The sequence below is a fragment of the Carboxylicivirga sp. M1479 genome, from assembly GCF_007097485.1.
Taxonomy (GTDB): domain Bacteria; phylum Bacteroidota; class Bacteroidia; order Bacteroidales; family Marinilabiliaceae; genus Carboxylicivirga.
Map to the genome: position 1 here is coordinate 38,906 of NZ_VKDE01000030.1, position 20,451 is coordinate 59,356.

The 20,451-nt window shown below is 36.4% G+C and carries 19 protein-coding genes; 1 reads left to right on the forward strand and 18 read right to left on the reverse strand.

The window, feature by feature from the left end:
* Positions 1-3: 3 nt before the first annotated feature.
* The 4 genes from dacB to fabG form a co-directional block, all read right to left on the reverse strand.
* A complete protein-coding gene (dacB, locus tag FNN09_RS16470) occupies positions 4-1,410 on the reverse strand; it encodes a D-alanyl-D-alanine carboxypeptidase/D-alanyl-D-alanine-endopeptidase (protein ID WP_143303557.1) in 1,407 nt (468 codons plus the stop codon).
* Entirely contained in the window at positions 1,407-2,450 is a 1,044-nt protein-coding gene (locus tag FNN09_RS16475) for a DUF6340 family protein (RefSeq protein WP_143303559.1), read from the reverse strand. Before FNN09_RS16475 ends, dacB begins: the two co-directional genes overlap by 4 nt.
* A gap of 8 nt (positions 2,451-2,458) precedes the next feature.
* Entirely contained in the window at positions 2,459-3,622 is a 1,164-nt protein-coding gene (locus FNN09_RS16480; protein ID WP_143303561.1) for an iron-containing alcohol dehydrogenase, read from the reverse strand.
* Positions 3,623-3,760: 138 nt separating this feature from the next.
* Entirely contained in the window at positions 3,761-4,507 is a 747-nt protein-coding gene (gene fabG, locus FNN09_RS16485; protein WP_143303563.1) for a 3-oxoacyl-[acyl-carrier-protein] reductase, read from the reverse strand.
* A 282-nt stretch (positions 4,508-4,789) separates the two neighbouring features.
* Between fabG and FNN09_RS16490 the strand changes: the two genes are divergently transcribed.
* Entirely contained in the window at positions 4,790-6,010 is a 1,221-nt protein-coding gene (locus FNN09_RS16490) for a hypothetical protein (RefSeq protein WP_143303565.1), read from the forward strand.
* Between the two features lie 334 nt (positions 6,011-6,344).
* On the opposite strand, the gene FNN09_RS16495 is transcribed toward FNN09_RS16490, so the two are convergent.
* The 14 genes from FNN09_RS16495 to FNN09_RS16555 form a co-directional block, all read right to left on the reverse strand.
* The gene (locus tag FNN09_RS16495) at positions 6,345-6,815 is read right to left on the reverse strand and encodes a hypothetical protein (RefSeq protein ID WP_143303567.1); all 471 of its coding nucleotides are present in this window, start codon (positions 6,813-6,815) and stop codon (positions 6,345-6,347) included.
* Positions 6,816-7,032: 217 nt separating this feature from the next.
* On the reverse strand, positions 7,033-8,223 hold the full coding sequence (locus FNN09_RS16500; RefSeq protein ID WP_143303569.1) for a hypothetical protein: 1,191 nt from the start codon (positions 8,221-8,223) through the stop codon (positions 7,033-7,035).
* 62 nt (positions 8,224-8,285) lie between these two features.
* Positions 8,286-8,447 (reverse strand): hypothetical protein, encoded by a 162-nt coding sequence (locus FNN09_RS21185; RefSeq protein WP_185969043.1) that lies wholly within the window; start codon positions 8,445-8,447, stop codon positions 8,286-8,288.
* A 132-nt stretch (positions 8,448-8,579) separates the two neighbouring features.
* Positions 8,580-9,929, reverse strand: coding sequence for an HlyD family efflux transporter periplasmic adaptor subunit (locus tag FNN09_RS16505; protein ID WP_143303571.1), 1,350 nt, complete (start codon positions 9,927-9,929; stop codon positions 8,580-8,582).
* A gap of 706 nt (positions 9,930-10,635) precedes the next feature.
* A complete protein-coding gene (locus FNN09_RS16510) occupies positions 10,636-12,828 on the reverse strand; it encodes a peptidase domain-containing ABC transporter (RefSeq protein WP_221932522.1) in 2,193 nt (730 codons plus the stop codon).
* A 3-nt stretch (positions 12,829-12,831) separates the two neighbouring features.
* On the reverse strand, positions 12,832-13,089 hold the full coding sequence (locus FNN09_RS16515) for an SPASM domain-containing protein (RefSeq protein WP_143303573.1): 258 nt from the start codon (positions 13,087-13,089) through the stop codon (positions 12,832-12,834).
* A 264-nt stretch (positions 13,090-13,353) separates the two neighbouring features.
* A complete protein-coding gene (locus FNN09_RS16520) occupies positions 13,354-14,433 on the reverse strand; it encodes a radical SAM protein (protein ID WP_143303574.1) in 1,080 nt (359 codons plus the stop codon).
* Positions 14,434-14,602: 169 nt separating this feature from the next.
* On the reverse strand, positions 14,603-15,787 hold the full coding sequence (locus FNN09_RS16525; protein WP_185969044.1) for a S41 family peptidase: 1,185 nt from the start codon (positions 15,785-15,787) through the stop codon (positions 14,603-14,605).
* Between the two features lie 211 nt (positions 15,788-15,998).
* Positions 15,999-16,190 carry a hypothetical protein gene (locus FNN09_RS16530; protein WP_143303578.1) on the reverse strand — a complete coding sequence of 64 codons (192 nt, stop codon included), beginning with the start codon at positions 16,188-16,190 and terminating at the stop codon, positions 15,999-16,001.
* A gap of 69 nt (positions 16,191-16,259) precedes the next feature.
* The gene (locus FNN09_RS16535) at positions 16,260-16,583 is read right to left on the reverse strand and encodes a winged helix-turn-helix domain-containing protein (protein ID WP_143303580.1); all 324 of its coding nucleotides are present in this window, start codon (positions 16,581-16,583) and stop codon (positions 16,260-16,262) included.
* A 421-nt stretch (positions 16,584-17,004) separates the two neighbouring features.
* Complete coding sequence (gene gwsS / locus FNN09_RS16540) at positions 17,005-17,823, reverse strand: grasp-with-spasm system SPASM domain peptide maturase (RefSeq protein ID WP_143303582.1); 819 nt, start codon at positions 17,821-17,823, stop codon at positions 17,005-17,007.
* 15 nt (positions 17,824-17,838) lie between these two features.
* Positions 17,839-18,057, reverse strand: coding sequence for a hypothetical protein (locus FNN09_RS16545; protein ID WP_143303584.1), 219 nt, complete (start codon positions 18,055-18,057; stop codon positions 17,839-17,841).
* 152 nt (positions 18,058-18,209) lie between these two features.
* Positions 18,210-19,187: a grasp-with-spasm system ATP-grasp peptide maturase gene (gene gwsG, locus FNN09_RS16550; protein ID WP_143303586.1), complete on the reverse strand. Its 978-nt coding sequence runs from the start codon at positions 19,185-19,187 to the stop codon at positions 18,210-18,212.
* A complete protein-coding gene (locus FNN09_RS16555) occupies positions 19,168-20,319 on the reverse strand; it encodes a hypothetical protein (protein WP_143303588.1) in 1,152 nt (383 codons plus the stop codon). The genes gwsG and FNN09_RS16555 overlap by 20 nt, the downstream gene beginning before the upstream one ends.
* Positions 20,320-20,451: the final 132 nt, after the last annotated feature.

Below are 20,451 nucleotides of genomic sequence, written 5' to 3' on the forward strand. Positions count from 1 at the left end.
AGTTTAATTCTGAAGAATTATCTCTTTCATCAAGTTTTCCATATTTTGCCTAAGCTCTTTAAAAGGCTCGGTAAAACGATTGGCCATGATACAAAAAGCAAGTGTTTGCCCGCTGTTGCATGTTAGGTATCCACAATAGGCCAAAACGCCATTCATCGAACCACTCTTCCCAATCACCTTTCCTTGAAAAGCCTCCTCTTTTAAAATACTTCGCAATGTTCCATCGGTGCCAGCAATAGATAAGGATTGTTTAAACGCATGACTATATTCTGAGTTATCCATCGCCTTAAGAGCCATCACCATATCCTTTGCGCTAAAGGCATTAAAAGGCGAAAGTCCGCTCCCATCGAAGAACTCACCCGTAAAATCAGGAATTATTCCATTCCAGTAGTTATTTAAACTCAATGCACCACTATCCCAATCTGCTTTGCCCACTTGTCCCCTGCCCAACTCAAACAATAGGTGGTCGGCCATTAGGTTATGGCTCTTTTTGTTGATAACTGATATGATTTCGGCCAATGATGGCGATTGATGCTTGTATAGAAGCTTATTCGATTGTGCAACTCCTTTTTGAGACTCAACACTAACAACTTTCACTCCGTTTGCATTCAGAAACTCCTGTAATTCATTGGCTAGAGTTAACTCTGGATTGGGCAAGGCCCCTTTAATACTGAAGCGTTCTCTATCCTGAGGAATACTTCCACTCACATACCATTGCGACATTTCCGAATGCCCGTATATGTAGGCACTATCTTTGTTATTGGCTGCCGTTCTAACCTTACAAACAATTGGCTTATTAATAGATGGTTCTACAGAAATGATTTCAACAGGCTGATCAACACCCTTGGGCGATTGCATGCTCAGGTGAAATGTATTTTCGCGATAGCTCAAACCATTGGGCACCGCCCCGTAATAATTGGCCATGTCTTCCCACAGGCGCTTTGATGGCAGCTTTATTCCTGAATAATATGAATTATCAACTGTGATAGATTGTAACCCTTTTACACCACTTTTCTTAAGAGCTGCAAGCACAGGTTGAAATATAGCATTAGGTACTGTACTATTGAAACGAACCGAACCCAGAGTAGGGTCACCGCCACCAACAACCAACAAGTGGAGCTTGTCATTATGTTGTTGCAAATAAAATTGAGTCGTAAAGCGATAATCATCGTGCAAAACATTGATTGCCGCCCCCGTGGTAAATACCTTCGTTAATGAAGCAGGTGTCATTCGCTGCTGGGCTTGGTGCCCCAGAATAACATTGTTATTGGACACATTCACAAACATGGCTGATAAAGAACCATGCTTGGTAATATCCAGCGAATATGTATTTTCTACAGATGAAACTTGTTGTGATTGGCCACTGCATGCAGAAAGCACCAACAGCAATAATCCTATTATCAACCTCATAACTCTACTCCTAACTGCTCATTCAGTTTTTTTTGATCGCGATAACGACGTACCATATCCAGATACAACTTTTTGGATGATTCACGCTCTTCATAACTGCCCATCTGACTCTTCATCTCAAAAGCCTGGTAACTTTTATAAGCCCACTCCATAGCAAGCTTAAGCTCACCACGTGCCTCCATCGATAGAGCAATATTATTGGCAGCCCTCCCCTTTTCACGAGAGTTACCATGCTCAAAAATGAAGCCCCATAACTTTTCTGCCTCAAACCTATTATCATTATTAAGCCACTCGGCAGCATTTACAAACTGTGCACTACCTGAGGTATATACTTTTCGCGCCACCGCCTCCCAGTAAGGCACAATTTGATCGACATAACTTGTCCCCAGGTATTGCCCCGTTTCAATGGTTGCTTCGCTCATTGATGGAAAACCAGCTACACTTGCATTAATCTCTTCACCAGCACCACTCCAGTATAGTGTATCGCGGTGCACATCGCTATAAACTTGTTCGTATGAATAACCATCGTACATGCGCCAAAAAATCACTGCATTAACAGCCATAGTAGAAAAGTATTCAAACTCCATATCTTCTACCAAAACATTTGTGCCGTACTCAGCTGCGGCCAAGGCCAAAACTGCATCGGCCTTGTATTGCTTACAAATGTTATCGACCTGAGTTGGGGTTAATGAGCGATATGGCCTACCACTAGCTGTTGGATTGTAATGCGTTGTATCGATGTATACGGTATCAAAAAATCGACGCATGTCCAATTCGGCCTTAAGGTGCCCAAGAACAACTGTTGAAAAAGAATCAATTCGAATTGTATCTAATCGTACCTCCTCACCTACCACGTGCGCAATATGTGCATCGTCCGGATTAAAAGGAAAGGCATTATTAACCAACACAACAGAAGCAATGTGTGGTGGTATTGAAATTGTAGCAGGCCTTAACACATCGTAATGCATTAGCTCGTATGGCTTGCAGGCCGCCACCATCATCAGTAATAATAAAAAAAAAGTAGTTCTGTTACGGATCATACAGGTTGCTATAACGACTTGATCAATATTTCTTTTACGGCATCAATATCCAGTTTTTTAAACATTCCAATGGCGCCGTATTTACATGCCCCTTCTGCCATAGCATCAACCTTACTACCGTCAATATCCACATCGGCTAAAGTGGCTGGCATGTTTAAACTAGAGAAGAACGAACGTGTTTTTTCAATGCCCTCTTTGGCTGCCTCAATATCATCAGGATTACTTACGCCCCAAACATTACGGCTATATTGTGCCAATTTAGGAGCAGTTTTTTCGTCCAGTACATAGTTCATCCAAACAGGAAATAAAATAGCCAAACCAGCACCATGGGTTAAGTCATAAATAGCACTTACCTCGTGCTCAATATTGTGAGTTGACCAATCGCCAGCTAACTTACCGGTCCCAGTTAAACCATTTAAGGCCAAACTAGAGGCCCACATTAGGTTAGCGCGTGCTTCATAATTATCTGGTTCATTTAATAAAATTGATCCATAATGAATACACGTTTTTAAAATACCTTCGGCCATGGCATCTTGCACAAAAGTACCCTTATCGAGCGTAAAATACTGCTCAAAAATATGACTCATTACATCGACCACACCAGCAGCTGTTTGCCATTTGTTAACTGTAAAGGTGTAAGTTGGATCAAGAATCGAAAACTGCGGACGCAAGGAATCATGTCCAGAAGCTCTTTTCTCTTGTGTTGATTCGTTTGAAATAACAGTATTGCCGTTCATCTCACTTCCTGTGGCAGCAAGGGTTAATACCGACCCAATGGGTAACACTTTTTCTATTTTAGCTTTGCGGATAAAGAAATCCCAGGCATCTCCCTGATAGTGCACTCCCATGGAAATGGCCTTGATACAATCTATCACACTACCTCCTCCTACACCTAAAATAAATTGCACATCATTCTCGCGACACAAGCGTATACCTTCGCGCACACTTTCAATGCGCGGATTAGGCTGAATACCTGACAACTCCACTACCTCAATGCCAGAGGCACCTAGCACCTCAATTAACTTGGCGTATAAACCATTCTTTTTAATGGAACCACCACCATAGGCTAATAGTACTTTTTTGCCATAGGGCAGAATTTCTTTTCCTATTTCGGCCACTCTGTTTTTGCCGAATAATACTTTTGTAGACGCGAGGTAAGTGAAGTTTTTCATTATTTAATGTATCAAATAGTGATTAATAAGAATCAAGACAAAAGCAAATATAATCAATATGGTGGCTTTACTCTAAAGATAAAAATAAAAAAGGGTGGTTAAAAAAACCACCCTTCTGAAATATATAATGCTAATGTATTACATATTCATACCACCACAAACGTGAATGGTTTGGCCACTTACATAAGCCGAAAGATCTGAACCAAGGAAAACACAGATATTAGCAACATCCTCAGGTGTACCACCTCGTTTCAATGGAATTTTACCTTCCCATTCTTTCTTCACATCATCAGGTAACTGACCAGTCATTTCTGTGATAATGAAACCTGGAGCAATAGCATTACTACGGATACCACGTGAACCTAACTCTTTAGCAACTGACTTAGTAAAACCAATCATACCAGCTTTAGAAGCTGCGTAGTTAGCCTGACCAGCATTTCCGCTAACACCCACTACAGAGCTCATGTTTACGATTGAACCAGAACGCTGACGCAACATGGTTGGCTGCACAGCTTTGGTAAAGTTAAATACCGATTTTAAGTTAACATTGATTACCGCATCCCACTGATCTTCGGTCATACGCATTAACAAGGTATCTTTAGTAATACCTGCATTGTTAATTAAAATATCAATTGAGTCAAAATCTTTAGCAATTTCAGCCACTACCTTTTGAGTATCCTCAAAATTACTGGCATCAGAAGCATAACCTTTAGCTTTTACGCCCATTGCTTCCAATTCCTTTTGTGTTTCTTCTGCTGCTTCGTTAATTACTAAGTCAGTAAATGCAACATTACAACCTTCTTGCGCAAAACGCATAGCGATAGACTTACCAATGCCTCGTGCAGCACCAGTTACAATGGCTGTTTTTCCTTCTAGTAACTTCATATTATTTTCTATTTAAGTTTTGATAAGCACTTTTCAATGACCTGCTCATCATTACAATAAACTAATGTATTAGAATTGATAGTTAGTCTCCACATACACTATCTATTCTAAATTTAATCGGACAAAAATAGAACAATTCTTAGCTTTTCGCTATTTTTTTTGTTGAAATGCCATTTTACCTACGAAAGCCCACGATAGCCGTACACTGAATACCATGCCTAAAACATTTGTTTAGCAAAAGCTTTATCTATAATTTCGTGCAACCAACTAAACCTGATACTAATGGCTAAATCAAAAAGCAGAAAGAAAACACCTCCCCCGCAACATAGTAAAAAAGAGTACTTCAAAAAGGTATTTGAGGCGGCAACTAATATGCAACTTAATGTTAATGACTTTTGCAAGGAAGAAAGAGAGCTCTTATTTCACACCAGACCTAAGCTTCATCAGGTGGTCAACCCCGACAAAAACATATCACCAACAAAGTTAAACCTCTTTAAAAGGCTTATCAACGAACTAAACAGTAAAACCAGAACTACAGAGGGGGTTTCATTCAGAACCATTGATTTTCTTTATGTCTTTGCCCTTTTCAACGCTAAACTTATTTATTTAGTGAATCAGTTCCCCAATGAAGAAAAAGAAAACAAAAAGTTGTATTCCGAACAGGAGGAAACACTTAATGTATTTTACAACTGTTATGCTTCAGATATATTCTGTGCAATTATACGCTATTCAAATCCTACAAAAGCCTACTACACAGCCGATGTCGAAGAAAACTACGTCAACCAATATAATCAGAGCCTGGAGCTGACACCAAAAATGAATTCAATCCCTATTCGTAAAAAACAGCTTAAAACAAAAGACCAGATACGAACCATTTACCAAATGGGAAAGATGCAAGCCGGTAATCAATTCGAATGGATATCTGTTTATTATCAGTCTCATGACTCTGAGAAAAACTACAAATCTCAAAAGCTAAACCTTTTTATTCAAGCACATGCCATTAAACGCATGAGCGAGCGTCTCGATATTATTGACGAACAAAGCATTAACTTCTCTCTATGGAAAAACACCTGCGATAACATTGAAATAATACAGCATAAAAACACTTTACTTACGCCAGTTAAAATTTACGATATTAACATTGGCTACTTTGTTATTGAGCCAATCAACGATATGCTCATTATCAAAACCTTCTTGTTTATTACCCACAACTGCACACCCGAAGGCGATAAACTAAAAGAGCTTACAGGCTTAGGAAAAAGTGACATCAGCTATTGGAAGATAGACCGCCTCAGTACCTTTATGAATCTCAATGAGGAGAAACACCCTCAGCTGATGCAGCTGTTTACCGATGTAGGCATGCAAGAACTAACTCAATTAAAAGATAAAGACTTTGATATTGACAGCATTCAGGATGCTAACCTCGACAAGTTGAAGGAATACCTCAACAACAGCATAAAGTATAAAAATGCTAAGGAGGAGGATGTGGTGATTCATGCTTAAAACCCAATTATTCTAACTCAAACACGCAATGGCGTGGCTCTTAAGCACGTTGATGTATGAAATTTGCAAAATCACCTGACTTTTTGATAAAACACTCTGGCTTTGAGTGAGAATTTTCTGGCTTTGACCCAGAACATTCTACCAATAACCCGGAACCCCCTTACTTTTTCATTGATGATTATGTGATTTTCGGAGAAGCTTCTACTACAAAACCAGAATCATTTCTGAATTTCATAGACGATTGAGTAAAAAAGTTAGAAGAATGAATCGAAACCAGAAAAAAGAAAGGCCAATAGCATCGGGATTAACTATTGACCTATAAAAATAACATTTGTTATTCAGAAGCTTTTTTAGTGCGGGTACGTGGGAAACGTTGCTTGAGTTCGGCAACCTTTTCTTTGGCTCCCGGATGCCCCATTTTGGCGGCATTTTTCATTAGGCTATACACCATTAGTGAGGCATTATAAGCCTCGTGACCAGCCAATGCTTTTGAATCGTCAAGGGCCGAAGCAATACGCTCCATCTTAAAACTTAAAGCCCTAAGGCGCGAAATGGCATTCACATCCTTTTCCAAAGCCAGCACATCCACAAAGGCATCCAACAAAGCAGTATCTTGTTTGGCTATCTCCAGGCTTTTATCAACAAAAGCCACCGATTTGTCACCCATACGCAACAATTCTGCTTTTTCACTCTTTTCCAATACATACATTTGCGGCATTAATACCGTTTCCAAAACATTAATGGCGTCTTCAATCTGCGTTTCCTGCTCGGCGGTTAGGTTAAACTCGAATAAACTTTCTTGCATCTTTTTAAGGGTTTAATGATTAAAAATTTAATTGTCATTGCGAGGATAAAAAATAATACTCCGATTTTTTCGGAGTGGAAGACATTTGATCAAATGCATAGAATAATTTATCCTAGCAAACAGCTTTTCTCTAACTCAATATTTATAAGCGATCTGAGCAATAAATATTATGTCGAACTCGGGTTAATAGCTTACCATACTGCTTAATAAAAAAAAATCAATAGTTAGAAAATAAAAACTCCTTTTCGAGTATTATCTCGTTATTAATCCCTTCAATCCGTATAGCTACTACATTCCTTGCTAACTCAACTGACAATCTATTATTTATCTCACACGACGTCAAAGAAGGTAAATCACTAAGATTAAACCCATTAATTGACTCAAGACGTTGACCTGGCTGTATCATACACTTTTCAGCATAAGAATCAATCCAAATATTTCGAATATAAACTTGACCATTTTCAACAATAGTAGAAAAGCCAAATTTATTCCACCGCTGTAAATTATAGTCTTTTTCATTTTGCTTTAAGTACATTTTCTTCCCTGGGAAATCGAATATTATCGTAAAATACTCAAAAACTTCTGCACCTATACTCCACCCTTCTTCATCTGACTCTACGTATACAATAGGGTTATTAACATCAAAACTACCAAGTCCAATCTTTCCTACTTGAATTACCTTATATTCACTATTATTAGTTGCTCCTTGCTCGCTTAAAAGCATCTGAACAGTTCTTCCTTTACATCGTCGTTCTGCTTTCTGCTCAATATATTTTTCAGTAAAACGACTAACTTGCATAAAGCCATTATCTCCAGTATCAATTAATGCCGTCCCTCTAGGAGTTCCACAAGACACTATTACATAAGGAACAGACTTCTTCCAGCCTTGCATTATAAGCTTTTCTTCAACAAATCCTTCCTCTTTAATTTCTTGAAAATCTATATCTTTTACAATTTGCAAATTAGGACCATCAAAAACCCAAATAGCTTTACGCATCAGGTTGTGACCTATTACACCAACAACATCGCAAAAAATACCTACTCCAAAATCTATACTATCCACCACATAAACACTTATATTTTTAAAAGAGATACTTTGTATATTAATATCAAACTTTGTACGGTAGGCATTTACTGATTCATAACCATCTGTGATACTTTTTATCTTTTGATTTGAATCATTCTTGCTTCGAAGTACTCCTTTCTTTATAGCAGTTGGCGAGCCGGTATCTACTAAAAAACGGCCTGATATTATTTCACCATCAACTTCTACATTACTTACAAAGTATAAGCCATTTATAATCTCAATATTTAAATCACATACATCATGCGTTTTTTTTATTCCCTCAGAACAAGCATTCTGAATAAAACTGAATATCAGACACAATACAAAAGTAACTCTAGCCATATTTACATTTTTAAATGGGTACTTAAATTCAAAGAAAAATAAGTACCCAGTCCTATTTTTGTTTAATTCACCCTAATCTTTTGCTTAAATTTACCTGTTCGATCATTATAAACAGTTTTAGTATCCCATTTACCATCTCCATTAAGATCATATTTGTTTACATGCCTTTTCCCACCTTTAAATTTTGTTAATTGAGTTAAAGGTAACTTTTCAAAATTTTTCATTTTTTTAATGTATAAAAATAATTACCTACTCGTTCCCTTTTCGGCATCCGGGACATTCGTATCACTGGCCAGCTTATTAAAATGCATTGCAAGTATAAGATACCTCACTTTTATTTTTTCGGAGTCAGCCCCTTAATTCACATGCTCCTCAAAAATAGCTCTTAAAGGATAAATCATTCGTTCGGCCAAGGTGAGGTCATCGGTAATTATTTCGGCCATTCCTTGCATATTTTGCTTAAAAGGCAATTGCTTGCCGTAGTTAGATACTAATGAGTCGTTTAAATAAATGGTGCCAATATAAGCCGAGTCGGGCACTTCAGAGATAGCATTTAACAGGGCATTGACCATTCCATACTCACGATAAGGAAAATCGGCGAATTTAAGATTAACACTTTGTTGAACTTTCACCTTTCCGGCACGGCTAACAGGTATAATCACTTTTGCCAATAGTTGCGAACGCTCAAAAGGAACTATCGTCATTACATGTTGGCCTGAGCGTATATTCTGGTTTTCTTCCCATATACCAGACAAAGCCACACGCCCTTTAATAGGGCTAATAAGGCAATAGCGTTTTTCCCATTCAGCCAACTCTCCTTTTAACTTTTCCAGAGCTTGCCCAAAGGCCAGATCTAAGGCATCGCTTTCTTGCGTTTGCTTAAGCTGCAACTCTATAATTTGCGACTCCAGTTCGGCCAAAGCCATTTGCGAATTAGATAGGTTTAACTCCGTATTGGTTAAACTCATTTTTTGATTGACCAGGTTTTTCTGTGCTTTTTGAAACTCAGCCGCAGCAATGGTGTTATCCATAAACAGTAAAGAATCACGCGAAAACTCTTTTACTGCAATGCCATAGGCCTTTTGTGCAGAGTGTAACTGTTGCTTTTGTAACTTAATCTGTTTGAACGTTTCTGTTTGTTTATTCTCGAGCAAATCAATCTTACGTTGATGATAATCCAGCTGTCGGAAATTAAGGTAGTCTTTATAACTCCTGTATAAATTACTATAAACAGTTTGTAAAGCTCCCAGTTGGTTAATGACTGGCAGTACATTAAAAATCGAATCAGTTTCACAACTTAACGATACAGCAGACAATAAGCTGCCATCTTTATTTAGTTTTTTGTTCAAAACAATACCCTTCACTTGTAAATAGGCATCTATATCCGTGGAATTCTCAACCATTGCCAATAATTGACCGTTTTGCACGGTGTCTTTGTCCGCCACCAATAAAGCCTGCACCTTACCATTGGACGCAGAAAGCATAAAAGTCGGCGGATTGGCCGATTGAACGTAAAAGGCACCATTAATCACATCGGGGTATTTAAAGAAAAAGGAAAAAATAAATATACCAGTAATAATAAAAGCGATAATACTAATACCATAGCGTATAATACGGGTAGGAATATGCCCCATAATCTCCTTCACCTCATCGCTACGTAGGTTGAGCTGTTCGGTTTCTTTTTGTGTTACTTTCAGACGCTTCATAGTTTTAAAAGTTTATTAGTTAGAAGGCAGATGGCAGAAGTTGATTGGCAGCTTGGTTTATTTGGCGATTTGATAATTTGTTTATTTGGTAACAATTTTGTCTTAATTATTCTTCACTCAAGCCGTGATGGCTCTTACTTTTTTAGTGCGCTAACTTATGCTTTTAATTGTTGCTTATGATTTCCGCTATGCTCCAATTCTACAGACAAAAAAGTAAGCAAAAAGTCCGCCGGCTGCACCCGTCTAGTTCACTATTGTGTCAGTTTTTATCTGAGTTCATGATTTCCGCTTTGCTCCAATTCACTCAAAAAACTAGGATTCATGACTGAAATTGTTTTAAACTCACACTTTTCGTTCCTCAAAATGCTTAAACAGAAAAACAATTCTTAACCGTCATGTTAACCCTGTTTTTTGGCTCACTGGCTGAGGCCGGTTCGTAACAAGGCGTTTCGATCTATTAATAAAAACATTTAGGACGCTATTGATTTGGTAAATTGAAAAACTGATGAATTGACGAGTTGAAACCTGAAAAACAGAAACAGGAAACATGAAACACTAAACTCGAAACAGGAAACAGGAAACAACCTATTCACAAATCAGTAGATGGCACTTACCCCCCTTATAGGCGCCAGGAAAATTCTATCTGCAAACTTCCGTCCTCTGCCTTCCGTCTTCTATCTTCACCTCATCATAAATCAAACATCCTCTACCCTCCCAATTCCAACTGATTCTTTACCAAATTGAAATAAGAACCCGATCGATCAACCAACTCAGGGTGCGTCCCTGTTTCAACTACTTTGCCTTTTTCAAGAACGATAATATTATCGGCATTACGCACCGTACTCAAGCGATGAGCCACCACAATAACCGTTCTACCTCTGAAAAACTGATCTAAATTTTCCATTATCACTTTCTCATTGTTAGCATCCAAAGCATTGGTGGCTTCATCCAGAAAGATATATTCCGGATCTTTATACACAGCACGTGCAATTAATATGCGTTGTTTCTGGCCTTGGCTCAAGCCAACACCCTCCTGTCCAATCTTAGTATTATAACCCAAGGGCAGTCCATCAATGTACTCTTGTATATTGGCCACCTTAACAGCATACAACAAACGCTCACGATCAATGTACTCATCACCCACCGCAATGTTTTTGGCAATGGTGTCTGAAAAAATAAAACCATCCTGCATTACCACACCACACTTGCTACGCCACCAACCTTGATTAAAGTTGCTTAAACTACTTTCGCCTACTTTAATATCCCCGTCAATTGGGGCGTAAAACCCCAAAAGTATTTTAATTAAAGTTGTTTTACCACTTCCGCTGCTACCTACAATGGCCGTTATTTTGCGAGCTGGTATTGGTATACACACATTATCTAATACTTTAGGCGAATGCGGTCCTTCGTACTGAAAGCTAACATTCTTAATGTTTAAGTCAGTTTTAGTTGGTAATTGTGTTAAGCGATCGGCCTCAAAGCTTTCTTCATCTTCTTTATTGTGTATTTCACCTAAGCGCTCTAGGCTTATCTTAGCATCTTGCGCGGAGTGCACAAAGCTAATCATCTGGTCGATGGGACTATTCAGCTGCCCTAGTATATATTGTACCGATAGCATCATACCCAAGGTCATTTGTCCTTGCACAACGGCTAAGGCTGCCATTATGGTGATAATGATATTCTTGGTTTCGTTAAAAAACAAACCACCCACCTGCTGGTACTGGCTCAAAGACAAACTTTGCACATTCACCCGAAACAAACGCGCCTGTATACGTTCCCATTCCCAGCGCTTTTGTTTCTCGCAGTTATTGAGCTTTATCTCCTGCATACCTGTTATTAGCTGTATCAGGTTACTTTGCTCCGACGACATTTGGGCAAAACGTTTGTAGTCAATATCGCGGCGCTTGCGCATAAACAAATATACCCAGGTAAAATACAAGGCACTGCCAATCAAAAACACCACAAAAATTTTAACACTGTAGTAAGCCATTACTGCCCCAAACAACAAGAGGTTGACCATCGAAAACAAGACGGAAAGCGTTTGCCCCGTTAAAAAATTCTCGATGCGGGCATGGTCTTCAATGCGCTGAATAATATCACCCGTCATTTTGGTATCGAAAAAACGGATGGGCAGGCGCATCAATTTAATCAAGAAATCACTTATCAACGAAATGTTAATACGGGTACTAATGTGCAGCATTATCCACGAACGGATAAACTCTACACTCATGCGACTAACGAACAGCATCAACTGAGCTACTAGTACCAGGTAGATAAAATTGATATTTTGGGTGTTGATACCAATATCAACCACCGCCTGAGTTAAAAATGGGAAAACCAACTGTAGCAAACTACCTACCAACAAGCCAAGTATCAACTGTATGATGAACTTTTTATGCGGACGTAGATATTTAAATAAAAAAGAAAAACCACTTTTCTGCAGAGGCTCCTCCTCTCGGTTATAAAACTCAGGCGTAGGCTCTAGCAATAAACAAACACCATTGGGAACATCGTCTTTTATTGTAGATGCCCAGCTTTTTTCAAACTCCTTGCGTGTATAGCTTACTTTGCCATGCGCCGGATCGGCCACCCATACCTTATCTTTCTCGATTTTATAAACAACAACAAAATGCTCCTGATTCCAGTGGGCAACAAATGGCACTGGCTGTTCTGCAAGCAACTTATCGTAACTGACCTTAACACCCATGCTACGAAAACCAATAGCCTCGGCCGCATCGCTAATACCGAGCATAGAAACGCCTTCGCGTGTAATATGGCTATGCCGGCGAAGGGTTTCCAAAGAGTAATAACGGCCATGGTATTTAGCAATCATTTGCAGGCAGGTGGGGCCGCAATCCATTAGATCGGGTTGTGAATTAAATGGAAAAGTATCAATCACGTTTTAATCTTGCTTTTTAACGATTAACTCCAAATAGTCTTCAATACGGCCCTTAAAAGGAGTACAACAATCATTCTGTTTCCCTTCATACTTGTTTTCATACCTTCGTTTAGGACAGCCACCTCGGCATATAGGCAAGAATGAGCAATCACGACAAACAGGATCCTGATAATGATCTATCCCCATAGAATATTGAGCATTTAATTGATGATTAGACCAAATGTGTTTATCATTTATATTTCCAACTAATATTGTCCTAATTAAATTGGCGCTTCGCCCAAACCCGACTTACTTTTTGTTCTTAATGACAAAAACTAAGGAAAAAACATCAAGGCTACACCCGCTTTACTCAAAAAGACTACGTCTGTTTGACTGAAATTGATTAAACTCGCCTTTTTCCGTACCTCCAAAAGCCTCAAACAGAAATCAATTTTTAACCGTCAATTCAACCTTGCTTTTTGGCTCACCGGCTGAGGCCGTTTGAAATAAACACATTACAAACATTGAAAGAAAACGTTTAGGACGCTATTGATTTCCAACAATTAAATCAGCATCCCCCAAATCTTCAAAACATTTATATATTTCTCCTTGCCATCCAATCAACATGTTATTGGGATTCCTAACCAAACATTCAATATTAATATCGTCGGGGTATAATTTCTCTAACAGAACACCTCTTTCCTTATAGGCTTTCAGACAGAAGTCGGTTGCTTCATCTCTATCAAAGCAATTACACTTAGAACTACTTGATTCATCTAAATGAATCCACCCAGGATATATGACTATTTTATCAGTTTGATACCTCTCCTTGAGCCAATTATAGACTTCCCAAAACACATCTTGGTTTGTTTTATCTATATTTACCCTAATCGCAATTGTAAAACAATCTTTTAAGTTCCCTGTAAAATGACAGTCCAAATTAGATATAATCTTATCGAATGTGCCATTCCCATTTAATAAAGGACGCCTTATATCATGGACTTCTTTAAAACCATCCAAAGTTACTTGAATTGTTTCAACTCCAATTTCATTTAAATATTCGAATCGTTTTCTATCAAGCAAATAACCATTGGTAATAATCTCGTGTTCTAGGATATTTAATCCTAAGCCAATTATTTTATTACCTAATGATCGTAGACGATTAGATTCCATCAAAGGCTCACCTCCATACCATGTTAAATTCAGCGTTCTTAGCCCTTCACCAATCCTCTCCTCCAAGTAGCTAATAATAGCGTTCTCAGTTCCATCACTCATACGCCCAGGCGTGCGCCACTTTTCATAACAATACTCACAACTGAAATTGCAATTTTGAGTAGGAGCAATAGTCAACACTAAATGTTTCTCATCAAAAATGCGCTCCATACTATTATGATGCATCTGTTCTACTAAAAACTCATCATCTTCAACAAGTATGAAATTATCTTTAAAAAAATCAATTTCCTCAGATGTAAAACACTCCTGATCTCCCTTATCTTTTAGTAATTTTAAATCCGCAAATATCGAATTATCTAAACTCAATAATCCGTTGGTATACGTATTATATAATAAAGTTCCTGCCTGACAATTATCAAGCAGGAAATTATATTTTGACCATTTCAAACTCATACGATCTAATTAAAACCTAAGATTAGAATCACCTACTGACTCAATAGTGATTTTATCATCTAACTTACTCCACATTTTATACCTTTTCTTACAAAGCAAGCAGATTCCTCCCTTAATTTTATTAAGTTCTGCCTTAGTCAATCGGTTTTCTTTGCGCTCAATTATTATATCAATTCTTTTCATTTGTGCTCTTAATTATATCTATTAATTTTTCTAAAACAGGATCACCACCCTGCATGTATTTACTTGCTATGTATGGTATTTCAATATCTGGTTTTAAAATACCATCAATGGCATTTGTATATTCATCGTATTCAACGGTAGAAATATAACTCACCGACTTTAAGAACTTTGCAGACATAACTTCTCCATAACGAAGTGCATTTTTTTGCAAATTTTCTCCAACAATCCTACCTAGCTTATTATATTGAATAATATTTGTAAATGTTGACGCTTGCGAATGTGTATTCCTACTAACCAGAACATAGTAATCATAATCTCCCATATACAACTTAGGATTAAGAGGGATCTTTGATATAAACATTGAATCAGGTAACGAAACAATTTTTCCGATTGAATCTCTCGAAAAACCATAGTCGAAGGTTGCTTCAGATACTTTCAACTTAACTCCTTTTTGATATGGCACTTCATTTTTATCACAAAAAATAGAGATCAAATCATCAAACCGATCTCCACTTCCACCAATATTACGCCGTAAATCAATAATAATGGAATTCCCCCTTTTTTTCTTTACATCATATATTAATTTATTGAAGCTCTTAATTATATTTCCATTATTATGAAACTGATCAAATCGAATATATCCAATATCATCATAAATGCGGCATTCTACTTTTTCCTTAATGAAATTTTCATTATACACTTTAAGAGAAATTCCATCACAGACTAATTTAATCTTTTTACCACGCCGTTCTAGTATCAAATTATAATTTGATGAGAAATGAAAATGATTTTGCATCTGCATCAAAATGGTATTCATATATCTATCGCGATAGGTAAACCCAAGCAATGTACTTGCAGATATGCCATCTAATTCAATGATACGATCACCTTTATCTACATCTTTACACAAAGATTGATTAACAATAAGCGTATCGTTGATACACATCAAAGAAAACGGCAGAACGTTAATATCTTTTGCCTTCAACCTTTTATTTTTAACCCGTAATTCTGGATAGATTCTAAAATGAGGATCCTTTCTAGTAACATCAGAAAAAGCAAGTTTATAATAATAAATCACCTGTGTTTCTTTTATAGAATCCGTACCAATAATCAACAATAAACTATCAACCTTTTCAATGAAATTTTCATTATCTCTTGCTGTTAGTTTCATAGGAGTATAATTTTCGAAAGCGTCCCAAGAACGTTTGAAGTTTTCTTTTCTTAAACAATTCAGGTCATTAAAAAAAACATCATTATTAACAGATTGACAATTAACAATTTGCACCAACAAAATACAACATAAAATATAACTATATAAATATTTCTTTACCATAAAGTCCTAAAAACCCACTCTTTAAAATAAAGAGTGGTATATATTTAAATTAAAAAGTTAGAGTGCCGGTATAAGTCCATGCATTAGATGAAGACTCATACTTCACTTCATTTTTCAACCCAATTTCTACTTTTCTGTCACGCTTTTTACAAGAAATACAAAGTCCTCCTTTTGTTGAACGCAACTCATCATTAGTTAACCTATCAAACTTAGACTCATTTAAAACATTAATTCTATTCATCTTTATATAATTTTAATTGCTTTAAAAATCCCGTTAAAGCTATCCGGGGCATTCGTCTCACTGGCCAGTTTAATCAAACGCACCACAAACATAAACGACCCTACTCCTATTTTTTCGGAGCGAAGAAAAAAATGAATGTCCACCTTTAATTTTAGCTAATTCAGTATTGGAACAGCCAAAGGCAATGGTAAATTCGTTATACAATAGATAACTACGCCTGCACGGGCAGTAATTGATTTCGGCCCCTCGGCTTTTAAGCACTTTAATGTGCTCAAACAAGGTACTCTCCGAAATATTTAAGCGTTGAGCCAACTCAGCAGGTGTGCCAGTGGCTTGTCGTTTTGTAAGATTAATGATGCGCTCGTAGCGCTCCATTTGGGTAATAAATTTCATTCGTTAGGTTAAGTTAAAAATATAAACTCTAGTGCATCACTACTTAAAATAGGTACACCCTACTTTTAGCAATGAGCAACATTGTCTGATCCCAAACCTTTTAACCCATAAAAAATTCCCAGTACAATTTTAGTTGAGATTATTTAACAAAAAAATGACAAATATCAGAACTCCAACTTAACAATACATCATAATTACGAATAATCAACCTCTTTACAATTTTTACAAATCGTACTCAATAATGTAAAGAGTGATAAAAACAAACAAACAAACCTCTTCATCAAGCGCTGTCCCTATAAATAGAAACATGCATATTAATCAGGATAAATTACTCAACTCTACTAATGAACATGAACAGTACCGCCTTTGTGAAATTATTAGTACTAGATTGAAATTGAATGCACACAAGACTTAATAAAACCTACTTTTCTTTTAACCAGTCTTCTGATGAAATCCACCCATCATCACCACGCCATAGTCCAAGGTATGGATTATAGGAACATTTACTTGGTTTAGAGTAGATATTACTTGGTTCAGAAAGGAAAACACGACAATCGGTGCACATGTACCTATACTCACAATCCTTACAAACACTTATTTCATCTTTAGTAATATTCCATAGCAACTTGTACTCGTCACTATTTATTAGTTTACTAAAATCAACATCATCGTATCGTCCAAATGTCTGTATCATACTTGGGCAGTTTTTCACCTGCCCTGCACTATCAATTGATATTTTTTTATTGAGACAAGTATTAATGTGCTGTGCCTCGTAAAAAAGACTTTTATTACATGTTAAATTTCCATGTGATACTTTTCCACATGAATGTGAGCCCATAACGCTCTCTTTAACAAAAACGATAATACATTGATCCTGAGTGAGCGTTCTATCACGACTAGAATTAAAAAGATACAAGCTTGTTAACTTATTACTTGCTTTCACAATTTTTTGTAGTTGAATATGCTTAAATAAATCCGACACTATCACTTCAATACTTTCAATATTTGCAGCTTTAAATATTGTTAAAACACTTACTATCAGTCCAAAATTAAATTCACCAAAGAATCTTAACTGCATTACCCGAATACTAAATTTCCCCAATACCTCCTTTATATAGTCAAAATCATGATGTGAATGTGGCTTAACATCAATAATTACATTCTCAATAACGTATGGCGATAAATATTTATCCTCCAAAACAGGAAATCTATCCTGAATAATAGAAGAACCATAGAAGATTAACTCCTTATTATACTACAAATTAACTCCTTGCATAATAGAACTTAATTCTGCTCCGTCGAAATCGGCTTTTAGTTTTGATAGTGTTTTACCTAAATAATTACTCAAAACATTAATAAACTCATTAGGAAGCTTGTAATACTTATTGCGGCTTAAATCAATTATTACGCTTTGGGTAAAACCTCGCACAATCTTACAGTCAGCAAAAAGATTTATATACTGATGATCACTCAAAACAAAACATTTTACTAATAGGTTTATAATAGCGTACGACACGGTGCTTACAGGTCTGATATTTTGGCACTTCACTGTAATAAACCAAACCTTTGTATGATGTAAACACACTATTTCTAAGGCAAGTAGGTAAGCATTGAATATTTACCAAATCAGCAGTCTTTTTTTTCACACTCATCTCTTATTATTTCTGCAATCCGTTTCTCAATATTATAATTACAACTATCACTTACCATTTCAATGTTTCCAGCTGGATTTACTTCGAGAAAATAGTAATCCCCATCAATAGATTTAATTAAATCAATTGAGCCTGTATCCAACCCCACCTCCCCCATAAAACTTATGAGTTGTTTTTGGATGGAAATAGGAAGCTTGTATGGCACCATACGATTCATATGGGTGAAATCGTAATTGCGATAATCGATACACGTTTTATTGTTGCACTGCGAATAAATGGCCATCGAATAAAGCTCATCATGCACAATAAAAGTTCGTATCTCATAAGCTTTAAGTATTTTCTGCTGATATTGAGATGGAAAAGCAGGATTATCATCCAATAATTTATCAGCGCTTACTCCACTTGTCAACATTTTATAATGCCCATTTTTCAAGTAAATAGGAAGCACCTCGCCAATCGGCTTTGTAATAGAATCAGTACGACTTATAAAATCCTTTGCGACATTGTGCTTATTTGAAATTACAAATTTAGGTACTTTTAAACCACATAATTGCGCTATATCCAAATTAATTAACTTATTAGTAGCCGACTTGCCATAATTCCCTAGTGATGGTTTTTTATTTAATTGATAATAAAGATATTCTGAAAGCTTCTGCCACTCATATTGAAGAAAGCGCTTAACTTGACTTTTAAGTTGTCGATTTGAAAGCTTATCTAAAAAGTAATCCAAAAGTAAATTCAAATTACCTCTTCGATACCAATAGTATGAAATTTCATCAAAATTTAAAGGCTGCCCGTTAATATTTAAAGTGATGTTTTTCTCCGAAATATATTCAATACCTATTTCGGTATTTTCATTAACTCTCACAACCTTCGTTACATCGTAATAATCAAGCCATTGCATCACCCTACTAGTAAAGAAATCGTTCTGTTCACTTATTATTAATACCATTCTTCTTCAAATTATTCATGAAGCTAAATTGATAATATGTTTCCATTGCCTCAAAATTGTTTGATAAAATAAATCCATCTCTATTTTTACCTCTATAATCATCTCTTACTCGAGCTTCAATCGAAACATGTAAGGCCATATAATCGAGAAAAGTGTTGCATGTATCGCAAGTTTCCATGGCTAACTTAACTTCTTTAAAAGGATAATGAGCATACCATGTGTTAGCCAAACTTACCGTATCGTTGCAATTAATTATTGCCTTCATCCCCACTTTACTTCGCAAACTATTGATGCATTCTACATCCTCTTGCTTTCCTTTTATAAATGGATATATAATTTCATTATCAACATCTATTTTCAGAGCCACTTCTCCAAAAGGATTATCATCATAATAACTAACAATACTCATGTATACATGTGGTAAAATTAAACCATCATGCAAAGCCTTATCAACTATAGGTTTAATAATGTTATCAGCATAAAGTGTATACTGTGGATCTTGCTTTAGATTTTCATCATTTTTTTTTCGATTATACAAGCCACAGTAGTGTCGGAGCATAACATGTAATTTATGATTAAGAGTATCTTTGCAAAGAAAAATGGAAGGAAAACCATGTTGAGATAAATGATTTGATAATTTACCTGCAAGAATAAAAAAGATAGAGTCCTGTTTTGCAATATTGCCTATAGAAGCAGCTTTCTGATCTAACACATAGTTTTTTTCATAAAAACTTCGCTCATCTTGATCTATGGAACCAAGGTATTGTTGTCTTAAATTCTTATACCTTTTTAAAAAAGCTTTCCACACCTTTTGATTACCCTTTAACTCTACAAAATACTCTTCATCAAAATCATTAAGCGTATAGCCTTTTTTAACCAGCTCAATAGCACATTCTATAGCTTTTTCAAAGTCCTTTACTTTAATAGCACACATGCAAGCATTGTGTATATCTTTATAGAACAGATTATCATATCTATTAAAAACGTCGTAATATAAATCTAAACTAAGCTGGTAATCTCCCTTACTAGTATTCTGTTCAATACTATGTATTTCATGGTGATAACGAATGTAATCACCTGCGTAACATTGAAATATACTGCCAAGAGAAATTAATAATAAGAAAAGTTTCATATACTCTAATTAATTACAAGTTTTTAAGCCACTTTATTAGTGGAGCTATTAATATTTTTCTCTCTCGGATCAAGACATATATAATCCTGACGATATGGTGTTTTGTTTTTAATGACGCTGTAAATAGTTCTC